At 62.4% G+C, this 10644-nt stretch carries 11 protein-coding genes; 5 read left to right on the forward strand and 6 right to left on the reverse strand.

Annotated features, from left to right (window positions below; genetic code table 11):
* The first annotated feature begins 4 nt into the window (after positions 1-4).
* Entirely contained in the window at positions 5-1222 is a 1218-nt protein-coding gene (locus ASN89_RS17980) for a nucleoside deaminase (RefSeq protein WP_200969070.1), read from the forward strand.
* Here the strand turns inward: ASN89_RS17980 and ASN89_RS17985 are convergent.
* From ASN89_RS17985 to ASN89_RS18000, 4 genes are all read right to left on the reverse strand, one after another.
* Positions 1219-2382, reverse strand: coding sequence for a dipeptidase (locus ASN89_RS17985; protein ID WP_152988607.1), 1164 nt, complete (start codon positions 2380-2382; stop codon positions 1219-1221). The genes ASN89_RS17980 and ASN89_RS17985 overlap by 4 nt on opposite strands.
* A gap of 11 nt (positions 2383-2393) precedes the next feature.
* Positions 2394-2816, reverse strand: coding sequence for a VOC family protein (locus ASN89_RS17990; protein WP_034754561.1), 423 nt, complete (start codon positions 2814-2816; stop codon positions 2394-2396).
* Between the two features lie 160 nt (positions 2817-2976).
* Positions 2977-3246 (reverse strand): hypothetical protein, encoded by a 270-nt coding sequence (locus ASN89_RS17995; protein WP_046685477.1) that lies wholly within the window; start codon positions 3244-3246, stop codon positions 2977-2979.
* 142 nt (positions 3247-3388) lie between these two features.
* Positions 3389-3871 (reverse strand): hypothetical protein, encoded by a 483-nt coding sequence (locus ASN89_RS18000; protein WP_046685476.1) that lies wholly within the window; start codon positions 3869-3871, stop codon positions 3389-3391.
* Between the two features lie 310 nt (positions 3872-4181).
* On the opposite strand from ASN89_RS18000, the gene ASN89_RS18005 reads away from it, so the two are divergent.
* Positions 4182-5117: a choice-of-anchor A family protein gene (locus tag ASN89_RS18005; RefSeq protein ID WP_082654633.1), complete on the forward strand. Its 936-nt coding sequence runs from the start codon at positions 4182-4184 to the stop codon at positions 5115-5117.
* A gap of 27 nt (positions 5118-5144) precedes the next feature.
* Here ASN89_RS18005 and ASN89_RS18010 read toward each other — a convergent pair whose 3' ends face one another.
* Positions 5145-5828: a TetR/AcrR family transcriptional regulator gene (locus tag ASN89_RS18010; RefSeq protein WP_058050234.1), complete on the reverse strand. Its 684-nt coding sequence runs from the start codon at positions 5826-5828 to the stop codon at positions 5145-5147.
* Between the two features lie 10 nt (positions 5829-5838).
* Positions 5839-7296: a PLP-dependent aminotransferase family protein gene (locus ASN89_RS18015; RefSeq protein WP_058050235.1), complete on the reverse strand. Its 1458-nt coding sequence runs from the start codon at positions 7294-7296 to the stop codon at positions 5839-5841.
* Positions 7297-7495: 199 nt separating this feature from the next.
* Here ASN89_RS18015 and ASN89_RS18020 point away from each other — a divergent pair, with 199 nt between their 5' ends.
* The 3 genes from ASN89_RS18020 (at position 7496) to ASN89_RS29710 (ending at position 10614) form a co-directional block, all read left to right on the forward strand.
* Entirely contained in the window at positions 7496-8812 is a 1317-nt protein-coding gene (locus tag ASN89_RS18020; protein WP_046685473.1) for an aspartate aminotransferase family protein, read from the forward strand.
* A gap of 118 nt (positions 8813-8930) precedes the next feature.
* On the forward strand, positions 8931-10433 hold the full coding sequence (locus ASN89_RS18025) for a CoA-acylating methylmalonate-semialdehyde dehydrogenase (RefSeq protein WP_058050236.1): 1503 nt from the start codon (positions 8931-8933) through the stop codon (positions 10431-10433).
* 46 nt (positions 10434-10479) lie between these two features.
* Positions 10480-10614 carry a hypothetical protein gene (locus ASN89_RS29710; RefSeq protein WP_268766392.1) on the forward strand — a complete coding sequence of 45 codons (135 nt, stop codon included), beginning with the start codon at positions 10480-10482 and terminating at the stop codon, positions 10612-10614.
* Positions 10615-10644: the final 30 nt, after the last annotated feature.

Here is a 10644-nt window from a genome sequence, read left to right on the forward strand (position 1 = left end):
CAGGATCCGCTTGAACAAGACGATAGACATCCAGGCCGCCGTGGCGATTGCCGCGGCCGAAGCCATGGCGGCCAAGACGCAGGGCACGTTCGGCGTGGGCGGCGTGCTGCTCGACGGCGCCGGCAACGTGCTGCAATCGATGCACAACAACGTCGTGCGCCAGGGTCTGGTGTTCGACCCCACGGCGCATGGCGAGCGCCAGCTGGTGGACTGGTACTTCGCCGAGCGGGCCAAGGGCGTGCCCTTGCCGCCGCCGGGGGAACTGACCATCGTCACGTCGCTCGACCCGTGCTGCATGTGCACGGGGGCGATTCTGGCGGCCGGTTTCAACGTGGTGGTGGCCGCGCCCGACGTCAAGGCCGGCATCAATTACGATGGCAGCGCCACGTTCACGGCCTTGCCGGCGCCGCTGCGGGCGCAGGCCGGCCGCAGCTTTTGCTACCCGGCCGTGCGCGGCGCAACCGAATATGCGCGCCTGCCTTCCGGCGCCGCACCCAAATCTTTTTTCATCGGCAAGAGCATCCACGAGGCGACGCAAGCACTGTGTTCGCTCGTGTTCGAGTCGACATCGGCGCAGGTGATGCAGCTGCTGAACGCGGGCGACGACGTGCCCCTGCGCGATCCCGCCACCTTGCCGTCCGAGCATGCCGTGGTGCGCGCCCTGCGCCGCCGCTATCCGGACGCCCTGACTTACCGTTGCGAACCGCATGCGCCCGATGCGGGCCTGGCGCCATTCCTGCAGGCGGCCATGGAGCAGGACGTGCGCGATGGCGGACAGGGCGACGCTGCCGCCTTGCTCGATTCCTTCGGCAACCTGCTGCTATGCATGCCCGGAAAAGTGTCGCAATCGGTCATCCGCACGCCGTTCATGGAATGCACGCGCCAGTACGCGCAATTGCGCTATGAATTGATGGCTGGCGCCCAGCCCGCGCTGCAGGAAGACATCAAGAGCTATCTGGCCCATCCCAAGCACGGCACCTTCGTGCTGGCCATCGGCCCGGACGACGGCGCCGCCAGTTTCATGACCCTGGGCGCCTACGGCTCCACGATGGAGGGAGCGCTGCCGGAGAATAATCCCGCGCAGTTCCAGTACGTGCGTCCGGCCATGGAGGAAGACGCGCTGCTGGCGCTGTGCGAGTCGATGCCGCCGCTGTACCGCAAGCTGATACGCATCCGGCCGCGCCAGGTGGCGAGCCAGGACTTGATCAGCGCCTTGGCTTAGGCGTCATCGTCCGGCAGGTTTTTCAGCAAGAAATCGCGCACGTTTTCGCCGGCCACGCGGCGGATCTGCGCTTCCGACAGGCCCGCGTCGAGCAGCGCTTGCGTCAAGCGTGGCAAGCCCGTCGCATCGATGGCTGTGGTGACGGCGCCATCGAAGTCCGAACCATAGGCCACGTGTTCGGCGCCGATCAGTTTGACCGTGTACTGGATGGCGCGCGCGATGGACGCCACGTCCTTGCCGCACACGGCCGTATTCCAGAAACCGATGCCCACCAGGCCACCCTGAGCCGCGATGTGTTTGAGCTGTGCGTCGCTCAGGTTGCGGCCGTTGGCGCACGTGCCGCGCACGCCCGTGTGCGACACCATCACGGGGCGTTTCGCCATCGTCAGCACGTCGTCGATGGTGGCCGGCGACGCGTGCGCCAGGTCGACGATCATCTTGCGCTGCTCCATGGCGCGCAGCCATTGCTTGCCCAGCGGCGTCAGGCCGCCTTTCTTCAAGCCGTGCTGAGAGCCAGAGATTTCCGTGTCGAAAAAATGCGTGGGCGCGGCCATGCGATAGCCGGCCCGGTACAAGGTATCGAGATTATCCAGCTTGCCTTCCAGCGCATGCGCGCCTTCCAGAGTCAGCCAGCCGGCCAGCAAGGCGGGGTCTTTTTCGCGCGCGGCGATGAAGCTGCGCAACTGGGTGCGGCTGCCGATGACGCGGACCTTGCCATCGCTCCTGGCCGCTTGCTGGCGCAGCTCGTCGGCCTGGTAGGTGGCGCGCGCCAGCAGGCTGTTCCAGGTGGCGGGCGGCAAGCCTTGCGCCACCACCAGCGCCGTGATGTTGTCCGTGTCGCTGCCATTGTGTTCGATATTCATCTTGCGCGGCGTCTTGGTGACGACGGAAAAGGCTTGCAGCGCCACGTTGGCGCGCTGCAGGCGCGGAAAGTCGACATGCCCGCGCTGGCTGTCGCGGTTCAGGTTGCGTTGCCACAGCAGGCTGTCCGCGTGCAGGTCGGCGATCCACAGGCTCTCGTGCAGGGCCACAGTGGCTGCCGATGGCGCCTTGCCGGACGGGGGATGGATGCGGTTGAGGTGTTCGTCGACGAGGACGGGAGCGGACAGGAAACCGCCGATCAGCGCAAGGCTGGCGGCGGTGAGGGTGCTGATAATCATTGTTCTCCGTTTTACCATGGATCGTAGGTACCCAGGCTCCAGATATGGCCTTCCGGGTCGCGGCAGGTAAAGCCCCGTCCGCCGTAATCTTCATCCTTGATGTCGAGCACGATCTCGGCGCCGGCTTCGCGCGCGCTGCGGTAGACGGCATCGGCATCGCTGACGACCAGGTAGCAGCTTTGCGTGTTGGCGCCGCCGATGTCGCCAGGCAGTTTCATCAGGCGGCCATAGTCGCTGTCGATGGCGGGCGCGACCATGACCATGCCATTGCCAAAGCTCAGCTGCGCATGAGCGACGCCACCGTTGCCGTCAGGCACGATCAATTGTTTTTCAAAACCGAGCGCCTTGCATAGCCACTCGATGGCGGCGGGCGCGTCGCGATAGCGCAGGCAGGGAATGGTCGTCGCTGCTGTCGCTTTTGCTGTCGTGGTCATCAGAAAACTCCTATGGCTATGGGGGAGTAGCTTCGATCATGGATACTGCGTGGCGTTCCGTATTAAGACCATCCTGTGGGATGGGTTTGACGCCCATCAGTGCTGCTCCCGTCCATAGTGCCATAGAACCATCATTGCACTCTTGCCACGACGCAAATTTTTATTGCGGCGACTGCTGCGAGCCCGAGGCTTTCTCGTCTGTACCGGCATCGTCGCTGTTGCTTGCCCATTTCAGCAGCATGACGAGGGCAAACAGCATGATGGCCAGCGGCAAGATGGTGATCACGAACGCCAGGCCCAAGCAGCACGCCAGCAGCATGGGCCAGGGCATGGCGCGCAAGGCAGCCATGCCCTGGCGCGTGTAAGCGCACAGCTCGTTCCAGAAAGCGCTGAAGGAAGTGCTGCCCGGTGCCGAATTGATGTCTTTCATGCCGTTCTCCTGTCGTGTGGTTGCCGCTGCCGTATGCATGCTGGCGATGAAGCCACTATAGGCAAAACGGTGCTGCCAGGTATCGCGTATGCGACGAATGGCAGGAATGACGGACCGAACGGCCATAGACAGGGACAAGCGGTTAGTCGAACACCTTGAGTTTCAGCTGGAAACTGAGGGCGCCATACAGGCGGTCCTTGTAGGACGGCACGATGGCGATGTTCACGCCCACGCGCTGGTATTCATAGCTGATGGTGGGGACCAGGGCCGGGAACCAGCCGCCATCGCGCATCTTCGGATAGCCGCTGAAGCCGCCAACGACGGCGCCGATGCGCAGCGGGCCCACCTTGATCGGCTGGTAGTACACGCCCAGGTAGTTCGAGTAGGCGCGGTCGCTATTGTAGAAGCGGCCAGCCGTGACCGAGGCGACCGTGGAAAAGCGGTATTCGGCGCCCAGGCCCGGATTGCTGTCGTTCAGGTCCTTGTCGCGCTGAAAGTGATACGAGTAAAAGCCCGCGTTGAGCCAGGTTTCGCTGAGGGGCTGGTTGTCGATCATGTTAAACACATCGGCGTGCGCGCCGCAGGCATATGCCAGCATCAGTGCGCCTAGGGACAATCGTTTCATGCGTGCTTCATCCTTATGATTTCGTACTCTGTGGTGCGGCCTGGTCTGGCGCTGCCGCGATCGTATCACCAAGTTGGCTGCGCTTCTAAGCAATATTGAAAGTGCAGAACAGACAGCTGTTTGCCCGTCTGTTCAAAGCGTCATCCGGATGGTTTGAACGTTCCCCGGGCAGCGATAGAGGAATGATTTCAATTATGCAATTATGTTTGCATTATTGTTACAAAAGTTGTTGATTTGCGACATATCAAAGTCGATGGATATGATATTCTGGCGTCAAGTTAATTTTCTTTTTGGAAATAAAATGTCAATCATGCCTAAATCATCATTCGTTCTCGTTCTGTCGGCCGTGTTCGCCGCCGGCGCCGCGCAAGCCGGTGTTGTCGATTTGGGCATCGGTGGCGCCAATTTGTATTCCTTGAGCAACTTCAGCGCGTCCGGCAGCGATGTCGAAGGCGGCGTGCTGGTGGCCGGTAATTTGACGGCATCGAACTATTCGGTCAATGACAAGAACAAGGACGCCTACGTCACGCACGGCAATACGGGCTATGCGCTGGTCGTTGGCGGCAACCTGAACTACAGCTCCGGTTCGATCAAGAACGGCAATTACTTTGTGGGCGGCAGCACGACGACGAGCAGCGTGGGCCTGAACACGGCGAGCAAGACGACGGCGTCGCCCGTATCGTTTGCCTCCACCTCGGCACAGCTGAAAAATACGTCGACCTCGCTGGCCAAAGTGGCGGCCACGGGCAGCAACTCCGTGGCTTACGGCGGCATGACCCTGAAGGGTGGCACGGGCAGCGTGCAAGTGTTCGACCTGACTTCCGCAGCTCTGGGCGGGGTGAACAACTTCAAGTTCAGCAACCTGCACACGAACGACACCCTGATCCTCAATATCAGCGGCACGAATGTGAACCTGTCCGGCGGCTATGGCGATTTCAGCAAATACAATGTGCTGTACAACTTCTATGAAGCGAAGACGATCACCTTGAACGGCGTGGGCCTGTACGGCAGCGTCCTGGCGCCGCTGGCGACCCTGGCCGGTGGCAATGGCCAGATCAATGGCAGCGTGGTGGTGGATAACTGGGCCTCGAACATCCAGGTCAACGCCAACCATTATTTCAACGCCACCAACGTGGCCGGTTATGTGTCGGCCGTGCCGGAACCGGAAACCTATGCGATGCTGCTGGCCGGCCTGGGCCTGGTTGGCTTCATGGCGCGTCGCCGCAAGAACAAGACGGCAGCGTAACGTTTGCGCTGTTCAGGAAACCGCCTTTCAAGGCGGTTTTTTTTCGCCTGCCGGCGGCATGGACACGGCCGCCAGCACCATGTGCGCGATCAGGATTTCCGCGTCCTCGTAATCCTTGCGCGTGAGCTGCTTGCGTTCCAGCACCAGGGCCATCTGCGTTGAAAAATCCGCATACGATTGCGTCATGGCCCAGATGGCGAACATCAGGTGCGTGGCGTTGACGGGCGCGATCCTGCCGGCGGCGATCCACGCTTCGAAGACGGCGATATCCTTGCGCAGCAGGGGCACGACTCTTTCGCGTATCTGCGCGCCGTACAGGGGCGCGCCGTTGATCACTTCCAGCGCATACACGCGCGATGCCCACGGCTGCTCGCGCGAAAAGCGTAGCTTGGCGCCGATGTAGGCGCGCAGCACGTCGCGCGGCTCGTCGTGTGCATTGGCCAGCATGTCCATGCGCGCCAGCCAGTCGTCGAGCACGTCGTCGAGCACGCGCTGGTACAGCAGCTGCTTGGACGGGAAGTAATACATCAGGTTTTGCTTCGACAGGCCGGCCCGTTCGGCGATGGTGGCGATCGACGCGCCTTCATAGCCGCTTTCCGCGAACGCGCGCACGGCTTGCTCGAGGATGTCCGCTTCCAGGCGGTCGCGGTTTTGCAGGCGCCGGCCGCCGGCGTTTTTCACGGAAAGGGCAGGGGATTTGTCGCTGGCCATGGCGGGTTCTCTAGCGTGGGCGTATCGATTGCAGGAATGCCTGCAGCACGGGAGTATCGGTGTAGGCCACGTTGAAGCGGAACCACACCGTCTCGGGCGCGCGTAGCATGAAAAATTCGTTCGGCGACAGCAGGATGCCCGCCTTCAAGGCCATGTCGGCGATGACCTTGCCATTCCATTCCGGCGTCTGCACGTCGAGCCAGCCGGCGCTGACGAACATGCCGCCGCGGGGCCGCGCCACGGGCGCCATGCCCGCCTGCGCCAGGCAGTCGATACTGCGCTCGCGGGCCGCATCGAGTTGCGCCACCAGCCGTTCCACCATGCGCTTGTAGGGCCGCGCGGAGATGGCGTGGTAGACGGCGCGCTCGTTGATTTCCGACGTCGTCAGCCCCGCCAGCATTTTTACGCGCACCAGTTCCGCCACCAGCGATGGCGAGGCGCAGATCGAGCCCACGCGCAGCACGGGCGACAGGGTCTTGGAAAAACTGCCCACGCGGATCACGCGGCGCAAGCCGTCCATGGCCGCCAGCGATGCGTCGCCGCGCGCCGCCAGTTCGCGGTAGATATCGTCTTCCACCAGCCAGAAATCGAATTGCTCGGCCAGTGCCAGCAGGCGGTGCGTCTGCGTCTGGCTCAAGGATGTGCCGAGCGGATTTTGCAGCACCGTGTTGACGAACATCAGTTTTGGCTGCGTGCGCGCGGCCTCGCTGGCCAGCGCATCGAGATCGAGACCCGCCTCTCCGCGGCTGATGCCGACGGGGATGCAGCCGTGGTGGCGGATCAGCGACTGCAGATTGCTGTAGCCGGGGTCTTCCACCAGCACCGTGTCGCCCGGCTTGGTCAGGCTGCGCAGGATCAGATCGAAGGCATGCGTGGCGCCATGCGTCAGCAAGACCTGGTCCGGCTCCACCTGGAACAGCTCTTCCGACAAGGTGGCGGCCAGGTGCTGGCGCAGCGAGGGAAAACCGAGCGGGTGGCCATAGCCGCGCAATCGGCTGGCGGGTATGCGCATGGCCTGGCGCACGGCGTCGAGCACGGTCGCCTCGCCATACATCTCGGGCGGCAGCCAGCCCGCGCCCACGGGCAGGGCATCGGACACGCCCGAATACAGATCGGGCGTGAGGGCGTCGATGGCGGTGGGACTCGCGTGTACGGTGCTTTGTGGCGTAGCGGCGATATCGTGGCGCGCAACGAAATAGCCGGAACCGCGGCGCGACGACAGCAAGCCGAGGTTGACCAGGCGGTCATACGATTCGACGACGGTAAACGTCGACACGCCATTGCAGCGGGCGAACTGGCGCACGGACGGCATGCGCGTGCCGATGCGCAGGGCGCGGCTGCCTACCATGACGCTGATGGCGATGACGATCTGCTCGACCAAGCCGCCCTTTTTCTGGCGGTCGATGTCCAGCACGGGCCAGCCGCTTGCTTGCTCGGGGGTATCGTCTGTGCTATCGCTGTGCTTCACGGTGGCTCCTTATGCTGCCTTGCACAAAACTGTAGTGGTTTTTCGACCTGTACGGTTGGGATACTTTGCCGTTTGTGTATCTGTGCCATTGGGGATGGCCTGTCTATTATTACATCAGCTTTTTGCCAACTGGTAAATTATTTTACGCATCGTCAAAAACGATCCTGGCCCCGCGCCAGCCCATCCCAAGGAGAAGGTCATGAACGAAACAAGGCCAGAATCGATGTCGGCATTCTGGATGCCGTTTACGAATAACCGTGATTTCAAGGCCAACCCGCGCTTGCTGGTGTCGGCTGAAGGCATGTACTACAAGGACGTCGATGGCAACGCCATCCTTGATGGCACGGCCGGCCTGTGGTGCGTGCCGTGCGGCCATGCGCAGCCGAAAATCGTTGGCGCCATCCGCGAGATGGTGGGCCAGCTCGACTTCGCGCCCACCTTCCAGATGGGCCATCCGGCCGCCTTCGACCTGGCGGAAAAACTGATGGATTACACGGGGCATAAATTTGGCCACGTGTTCTATACGAACTCCGGTTCCGAAGCCGTCGACACGGCATTGAAGATCGCGCTGGCTTATCACCGGGCGCGCGGCGAGGGTGCACGGACCCGATTGATCGGCCGCGAACGCGGTTACCACGGCGTGGGCTTCGGCGGCATTTCCGTGGGCGGCATCGGCGGCAACCGCAAGACCTTCGGCCCCTTGCTGCCGGGCGTGGATCACCTGCCGCACACGCATAACCTGGACAAGAACGCCTATACGGTGGGCGAGCCCGAATACGGCACCCACCTGGCCGATGAACTGGAACGGATCGTCGCCCTGCACGACGCCTCGACGATTGCCGCCGTCATCGTCGAACCGGTGGCCGGTTCCACGGGCGTGCTGATCCCGCCGAAAGGCTACCTGAAACGCTTGCGCGAACTGTGCACCAAGCACGGCATCCTCCTGATTTTCGATGAAGTGATCACGGGCTTCGGCCGCATGACGACGCCGTTCGCGGCCGATTATTTCGACGTCGAGCCGGACCTGATGACGACGGCCAAGGGGCTGACCAACGGCATGGTGCCGATGGGCGCCGTGTTCAGCAAAAAGTATATCCACGACGCCTTCATGGACGCGCCGGCCGGCATCGAACTGTTCCACGGCTACACGTATTCCGGCCACCCGCTCGCTTGCGCCGCCTCGCTGGCGACACTGCAAGTGTTCGAGGAACAGGACATCCTCGGTCACGCCAAAGCGATGCAGGCGTATTGGAGCGACGCCGTGCATTCCCTGAAAGGCTTGCCGCACGTGATCGACCTGCGCAGCATCGGCCTGATCGCAGGCATCGAACTCGACCCCATCGCCGGCAAACCGGGCACGCGCGCCTTCAACGCCTTCAAGCAGGCCTTCGCCGACGGCGTGCTGATACGCACGACGGGCGACATCATCGCCCTGTCGCCGCCGCTGGTGCTGGAAAAACAGCATGTCGACGAGCTGTTCGGCAAGCTGGCCAAGGTACTAAAAAATCTCGATTGAACGGCAAACCCAAACAAAACCCGGGGTCAGACCCCCTCATCCATTAGCGTCGACTTTTGCGTTAGCGGCATTGAGGGTCTGACCCCAGCCTCTGCCCTTGGGGTTAAAAAGGAACAACATGAATGATCTCGACACCATCACCCATTACATCAACGGCGCCAAAGTCGACACCCAAAGTGGCCGCTACGGCGACGTTTACAACCCCGCCCTGGGCGAACCCGTGGCCCGGGTCGCGCTGGGTACCGTGGAAGACGTGGATGCAGCCGTGCAGGCAGCGGCCGGCGCCTTTCCTTCCTGGTCCGCCACGCCGCCATTGACGCGTGCCCGTGTCCTGTTCCGCTACCTGCAGCTGTGCCAGCAGCACACGGACGAATTTGCCGCCATGCTCACGCGCGAACATGGCAAGACCTTTGCCGATGCGCAGGGCGAAGTGGCGCGCGGCATCGAAATGGTGGAATTTGCCGTCGGTATTCCGCAACTGCTGAAGGGCGAATTCACGGACCAGATTTCGCGCGGCATCGACGCCTGGTCCATGCGCCAGGCGCTCGGTGTGGTGGCCGGCATCACGCCATTCAACTTCCCCGTGATGGTGCCGATGTGGATGTTCCCCGTCGCCATCGCCTGCGGCAATACCTTTGTCTTGAAACCATCCGAGCGCGATCCATCGGCCTCTTTGCTGCACGCGAAACTGCTGAAAGAAGCAGGCTTGCCCGACGGCGTCTTCAACGTGGTGCAGGGAGATAAAGTGACGGTCGACGCCTTGCTCGACCATCCCGTGGTGCAGGCGATCAGCTTTGTCGGCTCCACGCCGATTGCCGAATACATCTATGCGCGCGGCAGCGCCAGCGGCAAGCGCGTGCAAGCGCTGGGCGGCGCGAAAAATCACATGGTGGTGATGCCCGACGCGGATATGGACATGACGGTCGACGCGCTGATCGGCGCGGCCTATGGTTCTGCGGGCGAACGCTGCATGGCCATCTCCGTCGTGGTGGCAGTGGGCGACGCGGGCGACAAATTGATCGATGCACTGGCAACGCGCACGGCCGCACTGAAAGTGCGCGACGGCATGGAAGATGGTGCGGAAATGGGACCGGTCGTGTCCTTGGCAGCCAAGCAGCGCATCGAAAAACTCATCGCCTCGGGCGTGGAGCAGGGGGCGACTCTGGTCGTCGATGGCCGCAACCACGTGGTGCCGGGCCGCGAGAACGGCTTCTTTGTCGGCGGTACTTTGTTCGACCACGTCACGCGCGACATGAACATCTACAAGGAAGAAATTTTCGGCCCCGTGCTGTGCGTGCTGCGCTGTCCTGACGTGGTGCACGCTGTGGAACTGATCAACGCCAACGAGTATGGCAACGGCGTGGCCATCTACACGCGCGATGGCGGCGTGGCGCGCGAATTCGTGCGCCAGATCCAGGTCGGCATGGTGGGCGTCAATATCCCCTTGCCCGTGCCGATGGCCTTCAACAGTTTCGGCGGCTGGAAGCGCAGCATGTTCGGCGACCACCACGCGTATGGGCCCGAAGGCGTGCGTTTCTACACGCGCCACAAGGCCGTGATGCAGCGCTGGCCGAACACGGCAAGCGCTGGTGTGGAATTTGCTTTTCCCCAGATGAAGTAAGGGTTTCAAATCACAAGCCGGCCGCACATAACAAGAGGAATACGCGATGATCGAGTCTTTGAACTATTTGCCCCATCCCGCCCTGCCCAACGAGGAATTGGCGGGCCACTTCACGGACCTGGCGCCGCCGCTCACGGCGCGCCAGGCCGCCATCGAAAGCGCCCGTTGCCTGTATTGCTAAGATGCGCCGTGCAGCCGTATCTGCCCGTCC

The organism is Janthinobacterium sp. Ant5-2-1, assembly GCF_001445815.1.
GTDB classification, from domain to species: Bacteria; Pseudomonadota; Gammaproteobacteria; order Burkholderiales; family Burkholderiaceae_D; genus Janthinobacterium; species Janthinobacterium lividum_E.

Coding starts and splice junctions, on each gene's coding strand:
- ASN89_RS18020 (WP_046685473.1), top strand. CDS start 7,496: ATGAACGAAACAAGGCCAGAATCGATGTCGGCATTCTGGATGCCGTTT.
- ASN89_RS17995 (WP_046685477.1), bottom strand. CDS start 3,246: ATGAAAGACATCAATTCGGCACCGGGCAGCACTTCCTTCAGCGCTTTC.
- ASN89_RS17990 (WP_034754561.1), bottom strand. CDS start 2,816: ATGACCACGACAGCAAAAGCGACAGCAGCGACGACCATTCCCTGCCTG.
- ASN89_RS18000 (WP_046685476.1), bottom strand. CDS start 3,871: ATGAAACGATTGTCCCTAGGCGCACTGATGCTGGCATATGCCTGCGGC.
- ASN89_RS17985 (WP_152988607.1), bottom strand. CDS start 2,382: ATGATTATCAGCACCCTCACCGCCGCCAGCCTTGCGCTGATCGGCGGT.
- ASN89_RS18010 (WP_058050234.1), bottom strand. CDS start 5,828: ATGGCCAGCGACAAATCCCCTGCCCTTTCCGTGAAAAACGCCGGCGGC.
- ASN89_RS29710 (WP_268766392.1), top strand. CDS start 10,480: ATGATCGAGTCTTTGAACTATTTGCCCCATCCCGCCCTGCCCAACGAG.
- ASN89_RS18005 (WP_082654633.1), top strand. CDS start 4,182: ATGCCTAAATCATCATTCGTTCTCGTTCTGTCGGCCGTGTTCGCCGCC.
- ASN89_RS18025 (WP_058050236.1), top strand. CDS start 8,931: ATGAATGATCTCGACACCATCACCCATTACATCAACGGCGCCAAAGTC.